At 72.8% G+C, this 21,374-nt stretch carries 19 protein-coding genes and 2 pseudogenes; 9 read left to right on the forward strand and 12 right to left on the reverse strand.

Annotation, left to right across the window (positions count from 1 at the left end; genetic code table 11):
- Nucleotides 1-64: 64 nt before the first annotated feature.
- The 3 genes from ACFP3R_RS25490 to ACFP3R_RS25500 all read right to left on the reverse strand — a co-directional run bounded on the left by ACFP3R_RS25490 (nt 65) and on the right by ACFP3R_RS25500 (nt 4,760).
- Complete coding sequence (locus ACFP3R_RS25490) at nt 65-2,074, reverse strand: choice-of-anchor P family protein (protein ID WP_380639056.1); 2,010 nt, start codon at nt 2,072-2,074, stop codon at nt 65-67.
- 360 nt (nt 2,075-2,434) lie between these two features.
- On the reverse strand, nt 2,435-3,043 hold the full coding sequence (locus ACFP3R_RS25495; RefSeq protein WP_380639058.1) for a hypothetical protein: 609 nt from the start codon (nt 3,041-3,043) through the stop codon (nt 2,435-2,437).
- A 214-nt stretch (nt 3,044-3,257) separates the two neighbouring features.
- Nucleotides 3,258-4,760 (reverse strand): LVIVD repeat-containing protein, encoded by a 1,503-nt coding sequence (locus tag ACFP3R_RS25500; protein ID WP_380639061.1) that lies wholly within the window; start codon nt 4,758-4,760, stop codon nt 3,258-3,260.
- A 150-nt stretch (nt 4,761-4,910) separates the two neighbouring features.
- Here ACFP3R_RS25500 and ACFP3R_RS25505 point away from each other — a divergent pair, with 150 nt between their 5' ends.
- Nucleotides 4,911-5,534 carry a DUF305 domain-containing protein gene (locus ACFP3R_RS25505; RefSeq protein ID WP_380639063.1) on the forward strand — a complete coding sequence of 208 codons (624 nt, stop codon included), beginning with the start codon at nt 4,911-4,913 and terminating at the stop codon, nt 5,532-5,534.
- Between the two features lie 97 nt (nt 5,535-5,631).
- Here ACFP3R_RS25505 and ACFP3R_RS25510 read toward each other — a convergent pair whose 3' ends face one another.
- The 3 genes from ACFP3R_RS25510 to ACFP3R_RS25520 all read right to left on the reverse strand — a co-directional run bounded on the left by ACFP3R_RS25510 (nt 5,632) and on the right by ACFP3R_RS25520 (nt 8,087).
- Nucleotides 5,632-6,564, reverse strand: coding sequence for an anti-sigma factor RsbA family regulatory protein (locus ACFP3R_RS25510; protein WP_380639065.1), 933 nt, complete (start codon nt 6,562-6,564; stop codon nt 5,632-5,634).
- Between the two features lie 263 nt (nt 6,565-6,827).
- Complete coding sequence (locus ACFP3R_RS25515) at nt 6,828-7,199, reverse strand: hypothetical protein (RefSeq protein WP_380639068.1); 372 nt, start codon at nt 7,197-7,199, stop codon at nt 6,828-6,830.
- 129 nt (nt 7,200-7,328) lie between these two features.
- The gene (locus ACFP3R_RS25520) at nt 7,329-8,087 is read right to left on the reverse strand and encodes an SDR family NAD(P)-dependent oxidoreductase (protein ID WP_380639070.1); all 759 of its coding nucleotides are present in this window, start codon (nt 8,085-8,087) and stop codon (nt 7,329-7,331) included.
- 109 nt (nt 8,088-8,196) lie between these two features.
- On the opposite strand from ACFP3R_RS25520, the gene ACFP3R_RS25525 reads away from it, so the two are divergent.
- The 6 genes from ACFP3R_RS25525 to ACFP3R_RS25550 all read left to right on the forward strand — a co-directional run bounded on the left by ACFP3R_RS25525 (nt 8,197) and on the right by ACFP3R_RS25550 (nt 14,120).
- Nucleotides 8,197-9,168 (forward strand): Ppx/GppA phosphatase family protein, encoded by a 972-nt coding sequence (locus ACFP3R_RS25525; RefSeq protein ID WP_380639072.1) that lies wholly within the window; start codon nt 8,197-8,199, stop codon nt 9,166-9,168.
- Complete coding sequence (locus ACFP3R_RS25530; protein ID WP_380639074.1) at nt 9,165-9,578, forward strand: STAS domain-containing protein; 414 nt, start codon at nt 9,165-9,167, stop codon at nt 9,576-9,578. The genes ACFP3R_RS25525 and ACFP3R_RS25530 overlap by 4 nt, the downstream gene beginning before the upstream one ends.
- 6 nt (nt 9,579-9,584) lie before the next feature.
- The gene (locus ACFP3R_RS25535; protein WP_380639076.1) at nt 9,585-10,031 is read left to right on the forward strand and encodes a DUF4383 domain-containing protein; all 447 of its coding nucleotides are present in this window, start codon (nt 9,585-9,587) and stop codon (nt 10,029-10,031) included.
- Complete coding sequence (locus ACFP3R_RS25540) at nt 10,024-10,677, forward strand: hypothetical protein (RefSeq protein ID WP_380639078.1); 654 nt, start codon at nt 10,024-10,026, stop codon at nt 10,675-10,677. The genes ACFP3R_RS25535 and ACFP3R_RS25540 overlap by 8 nt, the downstream gene beginning before the upstream one ends.
- A gap of 129 nt (nt 10,678-10,806) precedes the next feature.
- Complete coding sequence (locus ACFP3R_RS25545) at nt 10,807-12,390, forward strand: S8 family peptidase (RefSeq protein ID WP_380639080.1); 1,584 nt, start codon at nt 10,807-10,809, stop codon at nt 12,388-12,390.
- 86 nt (nt 12,391-12,476) lie between these two features.
- Nucleotides 12,477-14,120 (forward strand): S8 family serine peptidase, encoded by a 1,644-nt coding sequence (locus tag ACFP3R_RS25550; RefSeq protein ID WP_380639082.1) that lies wholly within the window; start codon nt 12,477-12,479, stop codon nt 14,118-14,120.
- Nucleotides 14,121-14,150: 30 nt separating this feature from the next.
- Here the strand turns inward: ACFP3R_RS25550 and ACFP3R_RS25555 are convergent, their stop codons facing one another.
- From ACFP3R_RS25555 to ACFP3R_RS37845, 6 genes and pseudogenes are all read right to left on the reverse strand, one after another.
- The gene (locus ACFP3R_RS25555; RefSeq protein WP_380639084.1) at nt 14,151-14,897 is read right to left on the reverse strand and encodes a hypothetical protein; all 747 of its coding nucleotides are present in this window, start codon (nt 14,895-14,897) and stop codon (nt 14,151-14,153) included.
- Complete coding sequence (locus ACFP3R_RS25560; protein ID WP_380639086.1) at nt 14,894-17,026, reverse strand: caspase family protein; 2,133 nt, start codon at nt 17,024-17,026, stop codon at nt 14,894-14,896. The genes ACFP3R_RS25555 and ACFP3R_RS25560 overlap by 4 nt, the downstream gene beginning before the upstream one ends.
- Before the next feature lie 31 nt (nt 17,027-17,057).
- Complete coding sequence (locus tag ACFP3R_RS25565; RefSeq protein WP_380639088.1) at nt 17,058-17,549, reverse strand: hypothetical protein; 492 nt, start codon at nt 17,547-17,549, stop codon at nt 17,058-17,060.
- Nucleotides 17,550-17,799: 250 nt separating this feature from the next.
- Nucleotides 17,800-17,940, reverse strand: a pseudogene (locus ACFP3R_RS25570) (arsenate reductase ArsC); the annotation flags it as partial.
- Nucleotides 17,941-17,993: 53 nt separating this feature from the next.
- Nucleotides 17,994-18,404, reverse strand: a complete 411-nt coding sequence (locus ACFP3R_RS25575; protein ID WP_417750601.1) for a hypothetical protein — start codon at nt 18,402-18,404, stop codon at nt 17,994-17,996.
- 74 nt (nt 18,405-18,478) lie between these two features.
- Nucleotides 18,479-18,547 (reverse strand): annotated as a pseudogene (locus ACFP3R_RS37845) (hypothetical protein); the annotation flags it as partial.
- Nucleotides 18,548-18,661: 114 nt separating this feature from the next.
- Between ACFP3R_RS37845 and ACFP3R_RS25580 the strand changes: the two are divergent.
- A complete protein-coding gene (locus tag ACFP3R_RS25580; protein ID WP_380639090.1) occupies nt 18,662-19,510 on the forward strand; it encodes a helix-turn-helix domain-containing GNAT family N-acetyltransferase in 849 nt (282 codons plus the stop codon).
- Between the two features lie 197 nt (nt 19,511-19,707).
- A partial coding sequence (locus tag ACFP3R_RS25585) for a HAMP domain-containing protein (protein ID WP_380639092.1) occupies nt 19,708-21,374 on the forward strand: 1,667 nt, incomplete at its 3' end.

Below are 21,374 nucleotides of genomic sequence, written 5' to 3' on the forward strand. Positions count from 1 at the left end.
GTGGGGGAAGGTTTCAGACCCGCTGGGGCCCCAGATCCGGCAGGATCTCAGACCCGGCAGGACCTCAGACCCGGCAGGGGCTGCCGCCGGGCTCGCCCGGCAACGCCTCGACGTTCGCCCTGGCCTCGCCCAGCACCACGTCGGTCAGCAGCGTGTCCAGCACCAGCGCCTGCTGCGTCACGCTGGTCGCCGTCGTCGTCGTGCTGTTGAGCCGCAGCGAGCCGATCACCAGCGGGATGGTCAGCGGCGCGCTGCCGACCGCCACGGTCACCCCGTTGATCCGCAGGCTCGCGATCTGCGACGACCCGGCGAACACCGGGTTGAGCGACGCGTCGCAGGTCACCGAGGCGTTCGCCTGGATCACACCCACCTCGATGTTCACCAGCAGCGCGGTGATGCGGGTGTACTCGACCCGCGCCGAGGACACCGCGCCGTCACCGGGCGCCGGCGGCAGCGCCAGCAGGCCGTCCGGTGTCTGGTTCGTGGTCGCGGTCAACGCGTCGGCCCGCACGTTGAGGATCCCGGCGGGCAGGTTCACGTTCGCCACCTGCGCGAAGTCGTCCACGCACGGCACGTCCGGCGGGTTGGCCCGCGCCAGGACCACCCCGGCCAGGTTGAGCGCCGTGGCCTGGCAGGAGAACACGCCGGTCCGCTCGGAGGTGGTGATCCGCACGTCCGACAGCACCGGGCTCGTCCCGGACGGCGCGGCGGTCAGCGTCGCCCGCACCTCGACGTACCGCCCGACCAGCGCGAACTCCACCCCGTTGGACACCGGCACGAACGCCTCGCCGGCGAGCCCGGCCTCGGTGTCCGAGGTCCGCGCCTCGAAGGTGATCGACGTGCCCGCCGGCTCGCTGCCCTGCGGCTCGGTGTTCCAGGTGACCGTGCCCCAGGTCTGACCCGCGACCCCGCCGTCCTGCACCACCGACCACGTGCCGACCGGCGCGGTGATCTCACCCAGCACCGACCCGGTCATGTCGCTGTAGTTGTACGGCCCCGCGCCCGCGCCGAGGTCCACGGTCAGGTCGACCGCGCCCACCGGGAACCCGCCGCCGCCGATCGGCCCCGCGTCCGGGTCGATCCGCTGGGCGTTGTTGGAGTTGATGTTGGCGACCCACACCTTGCCGTTGGTGTCGACCGCGACGCCCTGCGAGCGCGCGTTGCCGTGCGGGAACGCGCCGAGGACGTTGCCCGCCGCGTCGAGCTTGACCACCACGCCGTTGCTGACCCTGGTGTGCCAGATCTCGCCGGTCCGCAGGTCCATGCCCAGGCCGTAGTCGCCGTGCCCGGTGTCCAGGCAGGCGCCCGTGCCGGTGGCGGGCTCGTAGCGCAGCAGGTTGGTCCCGTACCGGGCCGACCACAGCGTGCCCGCCTGGTCGACCAGGCCGCCGTACCCGCCGCAGCCGAAGCTCACCGGCGTGGTCAGCGGGGAACCGTCGACCCCGGAGATCTTCTGGTGCCGGGTGTTCGAACCGCCGGTCCACAGGTCGTTGTTGGAGTCGACGGCGACCGTGCGGGTGTTGGTGCCCGCGACCCGGCTGTAGGTGATCAGGCACTCGTCGGCGGCGGTCTCGACGCCGTCGTCGTCGTCGACGACGCCCGCGTTGGTCCACGGCCGGATGTCGCCCAGGCCGCGCGAGGTGGCGAACAGGCCGTCGCCGTCGCGGTCCTGGCAGGTGTTGTAGGCGAACGGGCCGCGCAGGTAGTCGCCGTCGGGGTCGGGCACGCCGCCGGCGTCGACCCGCGTGCCGCCCCGGACCACGCCGACCCGGGTGACCGAGCCCTGGCCGCCGGTGGCCTCGTTGCGGTTGGACAACCAGGTGTTGCCCAGCTTGTCCACGGTGGTCCGGGACGGGTTGCGGCCGCGGCCGTCCGGCGCGGACAGCCACTCGCCCAGGACGTCGCCGCTGTCGACGTCGATGCGGATCATCGTGCCGCGCGCGGAGGCGGCGACGTTGACGTAGGGGAGGAACACGCTCTGCCGGTTCGGCTGGAGCTGGTCGTCGTTCGGCGAGTCGTGGTTGACGTCCTGGAGCACGCCCTGGTCGAAGTCGGCGTCCAGCGTGTAGAGCACGTCCTCACCGGGTACCGGAACAGCGGAGGCCGTCCCGGGCAGGCCGAGGGGAGCAGGAGCGCCCCGACCGCCGCGATCGCGACTGATCTTCGTGGGTGACGCATGGATCCGCCCTTCTGTGGTGGGAGCGGATCTCGGGCATTTCCGTCACGTGACACCCGCGTGTCGACCGCGGTCGGAAGGCCGTTACCGCAGGTCGGAACATGAGTGGACCGGTCGGCAAAAGTAGAGGTGGGCGTTCACCCCCTTCCGAGCCGGACTCCTCCCAACGGACCCGTGAGGCGCTTCGCACGGTCACCGCCGATATCGCCCTGTTGCGACCAACGGTCCAACGCGCTGGGCGAATCCGGGAAACCGGCCTCACGGGCGGCGCAATTCGGTCAGTGCACACCGTTCGGCATCGGACAAGGCGGAATCCGTCAAAACGCGCAACCCGTGCCCGCCGATCGGCCGCCCGTCCACCGACGTGACCCAGCGGGTCGGCACGTCGGTGAGGAGGGTGACCAGCGGCGGTTCGGCGCAGTGGCCGTAACCCAGCACCGTCGAGCGGTTCACGACGGGTCCGTTCAGCACCACGTAGTCCTGCGTGACCGCGGCCGGGTCGCCGGCCCACGGCACCTCCTCGCCCGGCGTCCAGCCGCCGACACCGCCGTAGCGCAGCAGGAACGTGCGGGCCTGGCGGAGGGTGACCACGTACTCGTGGTCGGCGCGCGTGGTGGGTGGCGTGCGGGTGAAGGCCAGGCCGTGAGGTGTGCCGCCCTCGCGCAGCGCGCGGGAGAACACCGCCGGGTCACGACCACCCGCGGTGATGGCCCGGGACAGGGCGCACCACGCGCCCGTGGCCGCCTGGTTGGGCAGCCGGGCGCCCGGCCACGGTTCCCGGATCGTCAGACCGCCCCAGACGAGTCGCACGGCAGGCTCGGGCCAGGTATTTTCGCGCTCACCCCGATAAAGGATCATGTCGGGCACCGGAATACTCCTCGCGAGGAATTCGGGAGCTGGGCGGCCGGTCGATCGTACGCCCGCCCCGATCGGTTCCCGATGAATTCACCGCGAAGGAGTACCGCCCGCGAAAAAAGCGGCGGCAAAGGAGTGGAGCCCTTGAGTGGCCCTTCCGGAACAGCGGGAGGGGCCCGCCGGAGCGGGCCCCTCCCGGGTGTCGTTCAGCGCCGAGGCGCTCGGGTCACCGGCGCGGGAACAGGTCCCGGTAGGCGCCCTGGGTCTGCACGTTCAGCTCGCCGACGCGGACGAACTTCGCCGTCAGGGTCCGCGGGTCGCGGAGGTCCAGGACGTCGAGGCCCTTGGCCATGTCGGACGAGTAGATGTGGCCGTTGTAGTAGTAGGCCGACCACGTGCCGCCGCCCGCGCCGTTGGGCAGCGGACCGCGCTCGAACCAGGCGATCTCCCGCGGCTTGCGGGTGTCGGTGAAGTCGAACACCGAGATGCCGCCCTGGTACCAGGACTGCACCATGATGTCCCGACCCTGCACCGGGATCAGCGAACCGTTGTGCGCCACGCAGTTCTCGGTCTCGCCCTGGTGCCGCGGGATCTTGTAGTACGACCGGAACTCCAGCTTGCGACCGTCACCGCGACCGGTGATGTCGTACAGGCCGTTCGCGCCGCGGGTCGGGGCGATGGACGCCTTGCAGGTGGGCGCGCCGCCGCCGCCCAGCTCGTCGGTGAAGATCACCTTGGTGCCGGCGTTGTTGAACGTGGCCGAGTGCCAGAACGCGAAGTTCACGTTGTCCTGCACGCGGTTGATCTCGCGGGGGTTCTCGCGGTCGGAGATGTTCCACAGCACGCCGTCACCCATGCAGGCGCCCGCCGCGAGGTCCTTCGACGGGTACACGGTGATGTCGTGGCAGCCCGAGGTGGCGCGCACGTAGCCGGTCTCGATGGTGCCGTCCCGGCCGGGGTTGCCGCCGTCCGGGAACATGACCCGCTCCGACAGCAGGGTCGCCTCGGTCGGGTTCTTCAGCGGCACCTTGACGATCGAGATCAGGTCGTGCGGCGGCTGGCAGTCGGGGAAGGCGGCGTCCGGGCCGTACGAGGAGACGTACAGGTAGGCGTTCTTGCCGCGCTTGTCCGGCACCAGCGTGTGGGTGTGCGAGCCGCACCTGGTCTCGACGGCCTTGATGTAGCGCGGGTTGCGCTTGTCGCTGATGTCGAAGATCTTGATGCCCTCCCACGCGTCCTTGTTGCTCGCGGGACGGGAGGTGCTGGTGCACGAGTTGTCGCTGCGCGACGAGTCGGTGGACAGGAACAGCAGGTTGTCCTTGACCGACACGTCGTTCTGCGAACCCGGGCACAGCACCGCGCTGGCCACCTTCGGCTTGCGCGGGTTGCTGATGTCGTAGATGACGAAGCCGTCGTAGTTGCCCGCGATCGCGTAGTTGCCCTGGAAGGCCAGGTCGGTCCACGTGGACGAGGCGGTGAACGGGGCCGGCTTCGGCAGGTTGGCGATCAGCTGGAGATTGCGGGTGTTGCGGATCTCGTCGACCCCGGGGATGCCGCTGTCCTGCTGCTCCTGGCTCGACAGCTGCTGCTCCGTCAAGCCGGCCAGGTCGGTGTCCTCCGGCGCCGCGGTGGCCTGCGGGCCCAGGGCCAGCCCGGACAGGCTCAGCGCAAAGGCGCCCAAGACCGCGATCGGCGCCCGGCGGCGTCCGGTCGATTCGCGTAGTTCCACTTCAGGTTCCCCTTCCAACCCAGTGCAGGGATCCGCAAATAGTGCCTGTTCGCAACGCTAAGTACCAGACCCGATCGTCGGAAAACCTCACCTTTTCACCTCGTGGGCAGCCGGGTACGTTGGAGCGACCGGCGTAGTGGGGAGTGGTGGATGCGGGTCCTGGTCATCGCGGTGCTGGCGGCCGTCCTGGCGGGCTGCACGCCCGCGGCGGAGGAGCAAGCACCCGTCATCGCCCCCCGGGGGCCCGGTGAGCAGGCCCGGACGCTCTCGCCCGACGACGTCGGCACCGACCGGTGGGTGGCGCCGAGCGAGGCCGACGTGACCTACGTGGCGAAGATGATCGGGCACCACCGGCAGGCGCTGGAGATGTCCGCGCTGGCGCCCGAGCGCGCCGGCGACGAGACCGTGAAGGGCCTGGCCTCGCGCATCCACGACAGCCAGGGCCCGGAGATCGCGGGCATGGAGCAGTGGCAGCGGGACTACGCCGAGGACGCGACCGCCCACGGGCACGGCGGCGGGGTGCCCGAGGTCGACCACTCGACCATGCCCGGCATGGCCTCGGCCGCCGACCTGGCCGCGCTGGAGGCGGCCCGGGGCGCCGACTTCGACCGCCTCTTCCTGCGGCTGATGATCGCCCACCACGAGGGCGCGATCGAGATGGCCGTCGAACTGCTGTCCTCGGGCTCCGACGTGCGGGTCGAGGAGATGGCCAACGACGTCGTCGTCACCCAGACGGACGAGATCGAGCGGATGAAGGCCCTCGGCACCGCGTGACCCGGGCGGCCCCGCCGCTCAGGCCGGGCCGGCCGCCGGGACGGAGCCGGCCTGAGCGGCGGGCCGGCCGCTCGGACCGGACCGCTCACCGGACCGCTCAGGCCGGGGGACCGGCGGGGCCCACCCAGACCCGGATGGCCGTGCCGTCCTCCCCGGTGCGCACCCGCACGAGGTCGCACAGCAGGTTCACCAGCATCACGCCATAACCACCGTTCGCGCTGGTGCCCGGGTTGCGCCGACCCACCATGGGGTTGGCCAGCCGTCCCGCGTCCCGCACCTCGCACACCACCACGCCGTGCTCGCGCCACAGCAGCAGCGTGCCCACGCCGCCGCCGTGCACCACGCTGTTGGTGGTCAGCTCGTTGACCGCCAGCACCAGGTCCTCCACCTGGTCGGCGGTCAGACCGGTCGCGGTCGCGAAGCCCGCCACCAGCCGCCGCACCACCGACAGCTCGTCCAGGTCGAACCGGTGGACCAGCGCGTCCCCGTGCACCGGCGGCAGCGGCCGGTTGAACTCCGCCGCGGTCAGGAACGGCTCGCGGTAGGCCGTGCTCGGCCGCTGCCGCGAGTCCTCCACCACGACCGGGTGCGTCGTCGCCGCGTCCCGCAGGACCGCGGCGGACAGGCCGGCCGCGTCGTACGGGCACAGCAGCCACGCCGGCCGGTCCTCGAACGCGGTGTTGACCATCGCCTCGTGCTGCACGCAGGCGGGGTACTCCAGCTCCGTGCGATCCGGCCAGACCGCCTCGCCGATGATCCGCACCCGCGCCGCCGAGGAGTTGTCGGCGAACGCGGCCAGCACGCCCGGGATGATCCGGCCGGGGTTGCGCCCGGCTCGCCTCATGTCCAGGAACTCGACGTGGTCGGCCCGCCGCCCCAGCGCCGAGCGCAGCAGGTCGATACCCGGCCGGGGCACCGCGACCAGCACGGGCTCACCCGCCGCCAGTCCGTCGCACACGAACGGCACCGTGCCCGCGAGGTACTGCTCGTCATCGCGGTAGAGGAGTGCCTCGTGCACGAAATCGACCACCGGGGAACCTCCGAACGGCTGCTGGTGGGGGCCTGCCGTCCAGTATCCCGCCCGGAGGGGCCGGCTGAGCGGCCGGACCCGCCCGCGGGGCGTCGGCGCAGGCAGGCTCGCTGCGCCGGTCCGGGACCGGGTGCGCCCAGGCCACCGCTGGGGTGCGCGACCCGGGTGACCGGGTCCACCCGTTGGTGGCAGGACGCGTCACACGGTAACCGGGTAGGGCCGGTGGGGCGAGCCCGGTAACCCGGGTGGACGCCCCCGGGCGGTCACCCGGCGGTCAGGTTCTGCTCGACCTCGCCCGCCAGGGCCTCCAGCATCCGGGCGGGGAACTGCTCGTCCGCGCAGTCGTCCACGCTCAGCTCGACGACGCTGGCCGCGACGCCCGACAGGGACACCCGCAGCTCGCCGCGGCAGCCGTGCCCGGACAGCGGTTCCCAGGTCAGCAGCAGCCGGTCGTAGTCGGCGGCGAGGTTCAGCTGCCGCGGGTCGTCCTCCTCGCGCAGGATCAGCACGTCGCCGTTGCGGCCGACGACCTGGTAGGGCTCGGGGAGCCAGGAGGCCAGCCGGGACGGGTCCGCGGCGGCGTTGAACACCAGGTCGGGCAGGGCGGGGACGTCTCGTCGCGCGTGGATGGTCACGAAGCCCGGGTTACCCCGTTCAAGGGGGCCCACACCGGGCAACCCGCCGCCACGCGCCCTCACCCCGCCGCTCCCGGGGCTACGACCCGCCGCCGCCCGGCTCGGTCATGGCGCACATCGCCCGCGCCTTCACCGGGTCGGGCAGCACCCGTCCCGCCGCGGCCTGGGCCCGGTGCGCAGCGCCCCGGCCACCACGTGGTCCTTGCCCGCCATCAGCGCCTCGAACCCCTCGCGCGCCACCTCGGCCGGGTCGTCCTCGGGCCCGGTGGCCACCTTCGTGTCCTCCATGCCCGCGCGGCGGAAGAAGTCGGTGTCCGTGGGCCCCGGCATCAGCGCGGTCACGGTCACCCCGCTGTCGCGCAGCTCCTCCCGCAGCGACTGCGAGAACGAGGCCAGGAACGCCTTCGACGCCGCGTACACCGAGTGGAACGGCCCCGGCCCGGTCGCCGCGACCGAGGAGGTGAACAGCACGCGGCCCTCACCGCGCTCCACCATCGGCGGCACCAGCCGCTTGGCCAGGTGCACGGCCGAGCCGATGTTCGGCTCGACCACCCGCAGGTGCGCGCGCAGGTCGCTGTCGTCGACGAAGTCGCCGCCGATGCCGATCCCGGCGTTGACCGCGAGCGCCGCCACCGGCCGCCCGAACTCCTCGACCACCGCGACCAGGTCCTCGTTGCCCGCGCAGGTGGCCAGGTCCGCCCGCACCGGGTCGACCCGCGCCCCACCGGCGGCCAGGCCGCGCGCCACGTCCTCCACGGCCCCGTTCTCGGCCGCCACGACCAGGTCGAACCCGTGTTCGACGAAGACCCCCGCCAGCTCCAGCCCGATGCCGCTGGACGCGCCGGTCACCACCGCCGGTGGTCGGGACGTGCTCTCCGGTGTGCCCACGGGGGTCGACTACCCGGAGTGATGTCACCCAATCCGGTTTCACCCGGGGTATTCATGGGAACTCCTCGGTTCCTTCCCGGTTCCCGCGGATGACGAACGGCGGTGACGGATGTCCGGAAGACGCGGCCAGGTCGGCGTGCTCGACGTCGGTTGCTTCAGCGCCCACCTGCTGGTGGTGGACGGCTCGCCGCTCCACCCGGTGCTGTCGCACAAGACCAGGCTCCGTCTGGACCGGGAGCTCGACCCGGACAACCGGTTGAGCCCCGAGGGCGTCGACCAGGTCGTGAGCGCCGTCCGCACCGCGCGCCGCACCGCCGAGCGGGCGGGTGTGGCCGACTTCGTCCCCTACGCGACCTCGTCGATCCGCGACGCGGCCAACGCCGCCGAGGTGATCGCCGAGGTCGCCCACCGCACCGGCACGCGGCTGCGCGTGCTGCCGGGTGACGAGGAGGCGCGCCTGTCCTACGTGGCCGCGCGCCGCTGGTTCGGCTGGCAGGCGGGCCCGCTGCTGGTCCTCGACGTCGGCGGCGGCACCGTGGAGCTCGCGGCGGGCGAGGACGCCGCGCCGTCGCTGGCCAGGTCGCTGCCCTTCGGCGCCCGCACGCTGACCCGCCGGCTGTCCCTCGACGTGGTCGGGGGCCGGTCCGCCCAGGACGGGCGGCACCCCGCCGAGCACCGCGAACTGGCCCGCGTGCGCGAGGCCGTGCGCGAGGCGCTGGCCGGCACCAGCCTGACCGACCACCGCGCGGTCGGCTGCTCGAAGGTGTTCCAGCAGCTCGCGCGCCTGGCGGGGGCCCGGCCCCAGCACGAGGGCCCCTTCACCCCCCGCACGCTGCGGTTGACCGACCTGCGCCGCTGGATCCCGCGCCTGGCGAGCATGCCGCCGCCGAAGCGCGCCCGGCTGCCCGGCATCTCCCGGCACCGCGCCGGGCAGTCGCCGGCCGGCGCGCTGGTGGTGGAGGCGCTGATGGTGGCCACCGGGCACGACCAGGTGGAGCTCTGCCCCTGGTCCACCCGCGAGGGGCTGCTGCTCACCCTGGGTGGGCAGGACGACGACGACGAGATCAGCCAGGCGGCGTGAAGGGATCAACGGGGATGCTCGCGCTGTCGGTCGAGTCCCACCGGACCGGGTGCGCGGTGGTGGTGGCGTCCGGTGAGCTGGACCTGGCGGGCGCGCGCCGGGTGCTCGACAAGATGGACCGCCTGATCACCGAGGGGCGCGACCGGGTCGTGCTGGACATGTCGGGGGTCGCGTTCTGCGGCGCGCAGGCGATGAGCGCGCTGGTCCGCACGCGGGCCAGGGCGCAGCGCGCCGGCGGGTGGCTGCGGCTGGCCGCCGTACCGTCGCACGTGCGCCGCGTGTTCGAGCGCACCGACCTGGACCGGCTGTTCCCGCATTACCCGGACGTGGGATCAGCAGCCACCGGTCGGGTAGTTTCCGGCCCCGACCACCGGGTAGTCGAGCGGAAACCACCCTCCCAAGCGAGGTGATCCGCAATGAGCACCACCACCACGACGCGCGTGCCGCACCCGGTGCGCGCGGCGGCGATGGCGATCGCGGTCGTGTTCCTGCTGGTCGGCGTGCTGGGGTTCGTGCCGGGCATCACCGCGCACCTGGACCGGATCTCGTTCGCGGGTCCGGACTCGGGCGCGCACCTGCTCGGCGTGTTCCACGTGTCCGTGCTGCACAACCTGGTGCACCTGCTGTTCGGCGTGGCCGGTCTGGCGCTGGCCCGCACGGTGCCCACCGCCCGGTCGTTCCTGATCGGCGGCGGCGCCCTGTACCTGGTGCTGTGGCTCTACGGGCTGCTGGTCGACAAGGGGAGCGCGGCCAACTTCGCGCCGTTCAACACCGCTGACGACTGGCTGCACCTGGGCCTGGGCGCCGGCATGATCGCACTGGCGTTGGGCCTGAAGGGCAACCCCAACGCCCGCAGTGCCTGAGCTCGTGACGTCCGCGTTCCGCGCGCTGGCGAGCGCCCGCGGGGCTCGGGCGGTCCACCCGCGCGGCCGGTGGTTCACCGGCACGATGACCACGACGTTCGACCCCGCCCTCCCGCTGCCGGCGGGTCGGACCGAGGTGGTCGGCAGGCTGTCGAAGGGCGCCGGCACCCCGGCCGGCGTGCCCGACGTGCTGGGCCTGGCCTTCCGGCTGCCCGGACCGTGGGACGTGCTGCTGTCCACCTCGCTCGCCCGCGTGCTGCCCCGGCCGGCCCGGACCTGGTCGAGCGCCCGCTACGGCAGCATCACCCCGTTCCGCTGGCGGGGCGGCCTGGCGTGGCTGGCCGCCGTGCCCGACCCCGGGCAGACCGCGTCGGCGTCGCTGGACGACCTGCCCGGGGAACTGGGGTTCACCCTGGAGGTGGGCGGGCCCTGGCGGCCGGTCGGGCGCCTGGTGGTCCGCCCGCTGCCCGCCGACGGCCTGCTGCCCGCCGACGGCCTGCTGCCCGCCGACGACGAGCAGCCGCCGCTGGACCCGGTCCGCAACCGGCCGGCCGGCCTGGAGCTGGCCCCCGCGCTGCTGGCCAGGCTGCGGGAACGCGCCTACCGCGGCAGCAGACGCGGTCGTCCGGCCGAACAGGACCCGTGAGTTCGCGCAGCCCCCGCGTAGGGACCACCCGCCTCGTTCGCGCCCGCTGATCAACCGAAGGTGGGTGCCACGGGCCGCCGGACTCCACCTCCTCCCCGCCAGGCGGCCGAGTGGAACGGAGAACCACCGATGCGACACGACCGCTCGACCCGGCGACGGGTCGTCACCGCCTGCCTGGCGACGGCAGCGCTGCTGCTCGCCGGCGTCGGCTCCGGTTACGCGGCCGGCCCGCCCGAGGGCGAGATCCTCGGCGTCGGCAAACCCGGCGCGGTGAAGGACAGCTACATCGTCGTGCTGCGCGCCGACTCGATCAGCGCCCAGCAGACCGAGGTCCAGGCGAACGACCTCGCCCACCGGTACGGCGGTTCGGTCAAGCTCACCTACACCGCCACCGTGCGCGGCTTCTCGGTCACCATGAACGAGGAGCAGGCCCGCCGGCTCGCCGCGGACCCGGCGGTCGCCTACGTCGAGCAGGACGCCCTCGCGCACGCCACCACCACCCAGGACAACCCGACGTGGGGCCTGGACCGGGTGGACCAGGAAGACCTGCCGCTGGACTCGAAGTACACCTACGCGAGCGCGGGCGCGGGCGTGACCGCGTACGTCATCGACACCGGCATCCACAAGGCGCACACCGACTTCGGCGGCCGGGTCACCGACGGCCGGGACCTCGTCGACGGCGACGGGGTGGCGCAGGACTGCCACGGCCACGGCACGCACGTCGCGGGCACCATCGGCTCCACCACCTACGGCGTGGCCAAGGCCGTGGAGCTGGTCGCCGTGCGGGTGCTCAACTGCCAGGGCTCCGGGCAGTGGTCGCAGGTCGTCGGCGGCATCGACTGGGTCGCGCAGAACGCGGTCAAGCCCGCGGTGGCCAACCTCAGCCTCGGCGGCTCCGCGGACACCACCGTGGACAGCGCCGTCAAGCGGCTCGTCGCCGCCGGCGTCACCACCGCGGTCGCCTCCGGCAACGACAACCGCGACGCGTGCAGCACCTCGCCCGCGCGCGTGCCCGAGGCGATCACGGTCAACGCGGTCGAGAGCTCCGACCAGCGCTCGTCGTTCTCCAACTACGGCACCTGCACCGACATCTTCGCGCCGGGCACCGGGATCACCTCCACCTGGCACACCGGGAGCACCAACTCCATCAGCGGCACCTCGATGGCCTCGCCGCACGTGGCCGGCGCGGCGGCGCTGTACCTCTCGGCCGCCGCCGGGGTCAACGCCCAGGCCACCCCGGCGCAGGTGGCCAAGGCCCTGACCGACCACGCCGCGAGCGGCGTGGTCGAGAACTCGGGCTCGGGCTCGCCGAACAGGTTGCTGCACACGGGGTTCATCGGTGGCGACGACCCGGACCAGCCCGCCTGCCCGGGTGGGTCGAACGCGGACGACGTGGCGATCCCCGACGCGGGCGAGGCGGTGACCTCCGCCATCTCGGTCACCGGCTGCGCCGGCGCGGGCACCGCGGCCACCAGGGTGGAGGTGGACATCGCGCACACCTACACCGCCGACCTGGCGGTGGACCTGATCGCCCCGAGCGGCGAGGTGTACGTGCTGCGCAAGTCCGGCGGCGTGGGCTCGTCGTCCGGCATCCACGAGACCTTCTCCCCGGACACGTCCGGGGAGACCAGGAACGGCACGTGGAAGCTCCAGGTCAAGGACGTCTACACCCACGACACCGGGAAGATCGAGGGCTGGTCCCTCACGTTCTGACCGTTCCCCCGATCGGCACCCGCGGCGCGCGGTCCTCCCTCGCACGCGCCGCGGGTGCGCCCAACCCGTGCCGGTGGAGGAAACCCGTGCCGCACCGCCCCACGGCCGCCGCGGTGATCACCGCGCTGGCCCTCCTGGGAACCGCGCCGACCGCGCAGTCCCGGGAGGCCGACTTCGTGCCCGCCCGCGACCCGGTGCCGGGCAGCTTCCTGGTGTCGCTGGTGGAGACCGGCCGGTCGGCGGCGGCCACCTCGTCCTCCCTGACCGGGCGGTACGGCGGCCGCGTGAAGACCGTGTTCACCGCAGCCCTGCACGGGTTCCTGGTCCGGGACCTGACCGAGGCCCAGGCCCGCCGGCTGGCCGCCGACCCGGCGGTCCGGAAGGTCCACCAGGACGGCACCGCACGCGTCGCGACCGACCGGTTCGCGACCGCCGGCGCCCACGCTGCCGCCCGCCGCACCGCCGACCCCCACGCCACCGCCACCCAGTCCCGCGCCACCCAGTCCCGCGCCACCTGGGGCATCGACCGCGTGGACCAGCGATCCCTGCCCCTGGACCACGAGTACGACTACCGCACCACGGCGTCCGAGGTGACCACGTACGTCCTCGACAGCGGAGTCCGCCGGACGCACGCCGAGTTCGAGGGCCGCGCCTCCGACGGCCACGACTTCGTCGACGACGACGCGGTGGCGCAGGACTGCCACGGCCACGGCACCCACGTGGCGGGCACCATCGGCGGCCGGACGTGGGGCGTGGCCAAGAAGACCAGGCTGGTCGCGGTGCGGATGCTCGGCTGCGGTGGCTCGGCCCCCGACTCCGCCGGCGTCGAGGGCATCGAGTGGATCGCCCGCAACGCCGTCGAGCCCGCCGTGGTCAACGGCAGCTTCACCTTCGACACGCCCGGCATCGGCGACGAGGCCATCGGCGGCCTCACCGCGGCGGGCATCGCGTTCGTGGCCGCGGCGGGCAACGACTCGGCCGACGCCTGCGGCGCCGGACCCGCGCGCAACCCCGACGTGATCGCGGTCGGCGCGACGAACGAGGACGACGAGCGGGCCCGGTTCTCCAACCACGGTTCGTGCGTGGACCTCTTCGCGCCCGGCGACTCCATCACCTCGGCCTCGCACCGCGGCGACACCGCCTCCACCACCATGAGCGGCACGTCCATGGCCTCGCCCCACGTGGCCGGCGGCGCGGCGCTGTACCTGGCCGGCCACCCGACCGCCACGCCCGCGCAGGTGCACGAGGCGCTGACCGGCGCGGCGACCCCGGACGTCGTGCGGGACCCCGGCCCAGGCTCCCCGAACCGCCTGCTGCACACGGCGTCGTTCGGCGCGGAGGAGCCCGGGTGCGAGGGCGGGCGCAACGACGACGACGTGCCGATCCCGGACGCGGGCGCGGCGGTGACCTCGACCGTCGAGGTGGCGGGGTGCCCCGGCGCGGGCACCGCGACCACGCGGGTGGCGGTGGACATCGCGCACCCGTACCCGGCGGACCTGGTGGTCGACCTCGTGGGACCGGGCGGGGCGGTGTTCCCGCTGCGCGCGGCGGGCGAGGTCGGTTCTCCGGGCGGCCTCCACGAGACGTTCGCGGTCGACACGTCCTCGCAGCCCCGCGACGGCGCGTGGCGGCTGCGGGTGAGGGACGCCTACGCCCACGACACCGGGAAGATCGAGGGCTGGGTCCTCACCTTCTGGACCGGGCGCCTGCCGGCCCCGGCACCCTGGTAGACCTGGCGCCCTTCTCCGGCCCGGGGCGCTTCAGACGCGCAGGACCGCGGCCAGCCGCTGCGCGCCCCTCTTCGCCAACCCCGACCCGCGGGCCACCAGGATCCCCAGCACCACCACGACGGCGAACGGGAGGTACCCGGAGTACCGACCCCCCGACGCGATGGACGAGTACACCACCAGCACCAGCACCACGACGCCCAGCACCACGGCGCCGATCCGGCTCCACGTCATCGACTGCTGGTCGTCGCGGCGGTAGAGGTCGTAGATCCCCATCGCGTACAGGATGAAGATGACGCCGAGCCCGGTGCTCATGCCCGAGCGGGCCAGCTCCAGCGGCCACGACGAGAACTCCGGCACCCGGTAACCGCCGTTCAGGTGGGCGCGCAGCACGATGCCGCCGTCACCGAGGACGGTGTAGACCATGCCCGGCGTCCCGGCCAGGCAGCACAGACCGCCCAGCGGCCACTCGGCGGCGGTGCTCACCAGCAGTCCGAGGGTGAACAGCACCGCGGACCACCCCATGACCAGCAGGGGCCACCCGGACCAGGCGGACAACGCGTACGCCAGGGCCAGGTAGAGCAGCAGGAAGCTCGTGGCGATCCAGACCTTGCGGGCGTACTCGGTGCCGCCGACGAGGCTGATCGCCTGCTCCACCACCAGGTGACCCAGGCACTTCGAATCGCCCCGCACCCGCCGGATCGCCGGGCGACCGCACGGCGACCGGCCCTCCACGTCCTTCAGCCTGGTGTACCCGCAGGAGAACTCCATGCCGATCACCGGACGGCCTCGGTGGTCTCGCTCGACGGCAGCTGCTTCTCGCGCGCGGCGATCACCTGGGTGTGCAGCCACGCGATGGCGGCGCGGCGGCTGGACCGCCAGACCTTCCACCACGGCCCCTCGCCGCGCGGCACGGAGAACCACCGCTTCAGCTCGTCGACTGAGGTGCTGTGCTCCGCGACCTCGTTGATCACCCGTCGGCGGCGGCGCAGCAGAGCCCTGGCCAGCACGCTGCCGACGAGCGCGAGCCCGGACAGGGCACCGATCGCGATCGCGAGCCACTGGGGGAGGAACGACGCGTCGTCCTCGGAGCGGTCGGCCACCACGTGCAGGACCGCGCTGGTGGTCGCGGTGGCGCACAGGGCGAGGTAGAACGCCGTGGTGAAGTAGGACCGGCGCACCAACCGGGTCAGCGAGTCCCTCATCGCCTCGGGCCAGCCGGGGTTGTTCACCAGCCACAGCGACCACTTGCTGAACCGGTCCCACTCGCTGGGCAGGAAGTCCCGGTGCAGCCCGTCGCAGCCGTTGCGGTCGGAGGCGACGAGCACCTCGTGCCAGGCGTGGCTCAGGTCGTCGTAGCCCAGCTCGAAGTTGGGCCGCCCCTCCTCCCAGTCCTGGAACAGCCTGCGGTCGAACGGCAGCCAGTGGAAGCTCTTGCCGTAGCCGGGATCGCCCCAGTGCCGGACCAGCGCCTCCCGGCTCGGGACCCGGTTGACGACGGTCTCGGCGCGCATCCGGTTGAACTCCTCGACGGTCTGCACGCAGTTGCTCAGGATCGTCTCGCGGGAGTCCTTGGCGCCCGCGCGGGCCGCGGCCACGATGAACGGGTGGTGCGCGGCCGTGATGGCGTTGACCACCAGCGGGTCGAACTGGGCGCCGCAGTCGATCACGACGCAGGTCGCGCCCTGGCGGATGCCCCGGTCGAACGCGGCGTCGAGGATCTGCCGGCAGACGGCGTTGGAGCGGCGGTCCTTGATCTCGGCCACCAGGTTGAAGACGAACAGCTTGTCGCTCACCCGCGCGGCGGGCAGCAGCATGATCTTCCCGCACTCGAACCGCCTCAGGTACTCCGGCGTGACGTCCAGCAGCCGGTCGTTGAGGTGGCGCTGCGGCGTGCGCGTCTGCTCCTGCGAGAACCCGGCGACGTGGTCGGCGAACGTGCGGACCGGGCCGATGTCCACCTTGGCCCGCTGGCACCACTCGCTCGTGCCGCCGTGCTGGGCGATGTCGGCGTCGAGGTAGAGCACGTTGTTGCCGGACTCGGCGAGCAGCTCCGCCGTCATCATGGCCAGCGTGGTCTTGCCGACGCCGCCGGACGTGCCCACGAACGCCCAGCTGGGCATGGGCGGCTGGTACGGGGCGGGCGGCGGCAGCGGGATGCTCCAGTCCGCGCCCTGGGCGGCGACGTGCAGCGAGGGCGTCTGCCGGTCCCGGGTCTCCCGCCGCACCACGTCGCGGACGTCGGAGACCAGGGTGGTGACCCTGGCGTGGCGGGTGCCGTGGTCGAGGCCGCGCTCCAGCACGGACAGCACCGACCTGGTGAAGTGGCCGTGCCCCTGCCGGTCGTCCTCGCGGGCGACCTCGTTCGGGCCGCACGCCGAGATGACGACGCGGCCGTGACCCTCCATGCGGAGGAAGTCGTCCGTGAACTCCTTGCCGCCGCCCCGCGCGCCGATCGAGAACCCGCGGCTGTCGCCGGCGAAGGCGCCGCTGAAGCACGTGTCCAGCATGACGAGCAGCCGGCGGGTCTTGAGGCGGTTGAGCAGCGCCCACACCTGGTGCACGGGCAGGGCGGAGGCGAGCGGCTGGTCGATGTCGGCGTCGTGGGGCAGCAGGAACGTCGACCACCCGCGGTCGCTGTCGGCGCTGTCGCGCAGGTCGGACATGCCGTGGCCGGACCAGTAGATGATGATCGGGTCGTCGGTGTCCCTGACCCGCTCGTTGAGGCCGACCTCCAGTTGCCAGTAGATGTCCTGGCGGGTGGCGCTGCCGTCGGTCAGCGTGACCACGTCGAAGCCCGCCGACTCCAGTCGCCGGGACACCTCCGAGGCGTCGTTGACCGCGCACTTGAGCGCGGGGATGCGGGTGGCGGAGTACCGGTCGATGCCGATGACCAGGGCGTGCGGCACTGCTCCTCCAGGCGGTCGTGCGGTGTTCCCGTCATCGCGAGCCGAGCGTCATCCCGCCGTCCTCGCCGGGGTCGCGGTCGGGTTCACGGTGGGATTGGCGACGGGATTCGCGATGGGATTCCCGGTGGGGGTCGTAGTCGGGTTCGCCACCTGGTTCGTGGCCGGATTCGTGGAGTTCGGCCGCCAGCCGCTCGGCGTCCCGGGCCGAATACCCCTCGATGGACACCGGGTTCCCGTTGACCTCGAACCGGTGCGCCTTGCCGCGGTGCCGACCCAGGAAGGCGACCACGGTGCCGCCGACCGCGGTCCAGGCGGCCGGGCTCTCGGCCACGGCCACCACGACCTCGACCAACACCGAGCGCGCGGCGCCCCGGGGCAGCCGGAACCCGGCCGACGCCAGGTGGTCGCGGAAGTCGTCGGCGAACCCGTCCGGCACCTCGACCGGCACCGCGCGGGTTTCGTCCGCGGACATCAGCAGGAACTTGACGACACCGCTCTGGTTTTCCTCGTCGCGAATGATCAACAGTTTCTCCGTGGTGCCTGCTCTCCGCAAGCGTGCGGAAACCGGTGAACCGCTGAGCCGCGGTTTCAGTGGGGCAGGACGCTAGCATTCAACCGTTGGGCGCGATTGCGGAAACAGTTGTCGACCACTCGCATGGACCAATTGGCGCGGAAGTTCCGGCGCTATTCCCGGTAGGCAAGGAATTTCACGTTCCCGGTGCCCGCGGCGGGTCGACCAGCTCGGCCGGCAGCGCGCGCACGCGCCGGTCGATCTCGACGGTCTCGGTGGTGAGCTTCTTGGGCACCTCGGCGGTGATGTCCAGGCCCCACTCGGAGAGGGCCTGTGCGGCGGCCATCTGGGAGCGGCCGGCGTTGTGGACGCAGACGAACAGGACCTCGGGCTTGCGGTGCAACGGGCTGTCCTCCGGTGTCGGGCGGTCGGCGGCACAGTCGGCCGCGTGGTCGGTCACGTGGTGCGGTGCACGGCGGGCGCGAGGCGGTCCACCCGGTCGGCCAGGTCGCGGAAGGCGGCGTCGAAGACCCCTGAGCCACCGCACACGCCGGTCTCGGGCAGCACCGGCTCGACCCGCTCCGCGCCCTCGCGGTCGCCGGCGATCTCGGCGACCACGCTGCGGACCCGCTCGACGGCCCCGGTGCGGAACCCGGTGACCACCTCGACGTGCCCGGCCCGTGCGGCGGCCGCCGCCCTGAGCCGGAGCGCGCCGCGGGCGGGGAGCTGGTCGGCTTCCCCGCCGCCGAACACGTTGCCGACCCGCCCCCGGCGCAGCAGCCAGGTGACGTGCGTGCCGGGTGGCGGTCCGCCGGCCCAGGTGGCTCCAGCAGCCGCCGCGCGGCCGGGTCGACCAACTCCGACCACGGCGAGAACAGCCGCACGTGGTGCCACTGCGCCACAACGGCACCGGCTTGCGTCCCGGCCTCCAGCACCAACGGTCGAAGGCCGCGCTCCACCAGGTGCGCCGCCGCCGCCGGCCCGGTCGGGCCGGCACCCACCACAACCACCGGGAACTCGCGCAAGAGCGACCCCTTTCATCGGTGAAAATCGATTGAACGAGCGCACTCTGTCGAAGGGGGTCGATGGATTCAACCATCGTCTCTCATCGATAGACTGGGCTCATGACGAGGACTCAGCCGCAAGTCGGCCTCGCACCGGACGACGCCGCCGCCTACGCCGGGTGGTTCGCCTGCCTGGCCGACCCGACGCGCGTGCGGCTGCTGCACACCGTCGCCACCCACCAGGGCGAGATCACCGTGGGCGCGTTGACCGAGGCGGTCGGCATCAGCCAGTCCACCTGCTCCCACCACCTGCGCAAGCTCGCCGACGTCGGCTTCGTCCGGCTGCGCAAGGAGGGCACCGCCACCCTCGTGTCGGTCAACCCGACCTGCTGCACCGGCCTGCCGCACGCCGCCGACGCGGTCATGGGCACCATCGTCACCCGTCCGTGCTGCCCCACCGACCTGCCGGACGACGTCACCGTGCGCGCCATGACCGACCGCGACTGGGTCGACGTGCGCCGCGTCTACGGCGAGGGCATCGCCACGCGCAACGCCACCTTCGAGACCGAGACCCCCAGCCGCCGCACCCTCGATGCGAAGTGGCTGCCCGAGCACCGCTGGGTGGCCGTGGTCGACAGCCGGGTCGCGGGGTGGGCCGCCGCCACGCCGGTGTCGGCCCGCGAGTGCTACTCCGGCGTCGCCGAGACCTCCGTCTACGTCGGCGAGGGCTTCCGCGGTCGTGGGGTGGGGAAGGTGTTGCTGCACAAGCAGGTCACCGCCGCCGACACCGGCGGCCTGTGGACGCTCCAGACCGCGATCTTCCCGGAGAACCGCGCGAGCATCGCCCTGCACCACGCTGCGGGCTTCCGCACCGTCGGTGTCCGCGAGCGCATCGCCCGGCACCACGGCACCTGGCGCGACACCGTGCTGCTCGAACGCCGCGCCGCCCCCGGCCCGACCACCTGCTGAAGCCCCCCGAACACCCCTCCCGAGAACCCCGCGGAACACCCCGCGGACGCCCTTCCCGACCCCTTCGGCGAACCGCGTGTCACCCGCCGACGGCGCCCGTGACGGCGTGTACCGTGTCGCGGACGACAGGCGCCCGTTCAACCACGAGCGGGCGCCTGTCGCTGCTCTGCGCTGGAGTCGCGAGGAACGAGGGTGGCATGGCTGAGACGACGGCCAAGGGGACCGCGGTCGCGAGACGGGCCTCCGGCAAGGCGACGCCGGTGGACCAGCCCGAGCTGCGGCAGCTCCTCGCCGGGCTGACCGCGGTCCGCGACGGCGACTTCGGCACCCGGCTGCCCGACGACGCGGACGGCCTGCTCGGCGAGATCGCCACCGTCTTCAACGGCATGGTCGACCAGCTGTCGCTGTTCACCTCCGAGGTGACGCGAGTGGCGCGCGAGGTCGGCACCGACGGCCGGCTGGGCGGCCAGGCCGAGGTGCCCGGCGTGTCCGGCACCTGGAAGGACCTCACCGAATCGGTGAACGCCATGGCGGGCAACCTGACCAGCCAGGTCCGCGACATCGCCCAGGTCGCCACGGCGGTGGCGCGCGGCGACCTGTCGCAGAAGATCGACGTGGACGCGCGCGGCGAGATCCTGGAGCTGAAGGAAACCGTCAACACGATGGTGGACCAGCTCTCGGCGTTCGCCGACGAGGTGACCCGCGTGGCGCGCGAGGTGGGCAGCGAGGGCAGGCTCGGCGGGCAGGCCCAGGTGCCGGGCGTCGCGGGCACGTGGCGCGACCTGACCGACTCGGTGAACTTCATGGCGGGCAACCTGACCGACCAGGTCCGCAACATCGCCCAGGTGACCACGGCGGTGGCGCGGGGCGACCTGTCGCAGAAGATCACGGTCACCGCGCGGGGCGAGATCCTGGAGCTGAAGAACACCATCAACACCATGGTGGACCAGCTGTCCTCGTTCGCGGACGAGGTCACCCGCATGGCCCGCGAGGTCGGCACCGAGGGCATCCTCGGCGGTCAGGCGGACGTCAAGGGCGTCTCCGGCACGTGGCGCGACCTGACCGACTCGGTGAACTTCATGGCGGGCAACCTGACCGCGCAGGTGCGCTCCATCGCCCAGGTCGCCACGGCGGTGGCGCGGGGCGACCTGTCGCAGAAGATCACGGTCACCGCGCGCGGTGAGATCCTGGAGTTGAAGAACACCATCAACACGATGGTGGACCAGCTCTCGGCGTTCGCGGACGAGGTCACGCGCGTCGCCCGGGAGGTCGGCACCGAGGGCCGGCTGGGCGGTCAGGCGGACGTCAAGGGCGTCTCGGGCACCTGGAAGGACCTCACCGAGTCGGTGAACGTCATGGGCGACAACCTGACCGCGCAGGTGCGGTCGATCGCCCAGGTGACCACGGCGGTGGCGCGGGGCGACCTGTCGCAGAAGATCCGCGTGGACGCGCGCGGCGAGATCCTGGAGCTCAAGGACACCATCAACACGATGGTGGACCAGCTCTCGGCCTTCGCGGACGAGGTCACGCGCGTCGCCCGCGAGGTGGGCACCGAGGGCAACCTCGGCGGCCAGGCCACCGTGCGCGGTGTGTCGGGCACCTGGAAGGACCTCACCGACAACGTCAACGTGATGGCCTCCAACCTGACCAGCCAGGTGCGGTCCATCGCGCAGGTGGCGACCGCGGTGGCGCGCGGCGACCTGTCGCAGAAGATCACCGTCGAGGCCAAGGGCGAGGTCGCCGCGCTGGCCGGCGTGATCAACACGATGGTGGACACGCTCTCGGCGTTCGCCGACGAGGTCACCCGGGTGGCCCGTGAGGTGGGCACCGAGGGCATCCTGGGTGGTCAGGCGCGGGTGCCCAA

Source organism: Saccharothrix lopnurensis (assembly GCF_042658445.1).
In the GTDB taxonomy this organism is placed as follows: domain Bacteria; phylum Actinomycetota; class Actinomycetes; order Mycobacteriales; family Pseudonocardiaceae; genus Actinosynnema; species Actinosynnema lopnurensis.

Excerpts from the sequence above, each read along its gene's own strand:
- ACFP3R_RS25505 (WP_380639063.1), top strand. The coding sequence starts at position 4,911 with ATGCGGGTCCTGGTCATCGCGGTGCTGGCGGCCGTCCTGGCGGGCTGC.
- ACFP3R_RS25525 (WP_380639072.1), top strand. The coding sequence starts at position 8,197 with ATGTCCGGAAGACGCGGCCAGGTCGGCGTGCTCGACGTCGGTTGCTTC.
- ACFP3R_RS25535 (WP_380639076.1), top strand. The coding sequence starts at position 9,585 with ATGAGCACCACCACCACGACGCGCGTGCCGCACCCGGTGCGCGCGGCG.
- ACFP3R_RS25545 (WP_380639080.1), top strand. The coding sequence starts at position 10,807 with ATGCGACACGACCGCTCGACCCGGCGACGGGTCGTCACCGCCTGCCTG.
- ACFP3R_RS25580 (WP_380639090.1), top strand. The coding sequence starts at position 18,662 with ATGACGAGGACTCAGCCGCAAGTCGGCCTCGCACCGGACGACGCCGCC.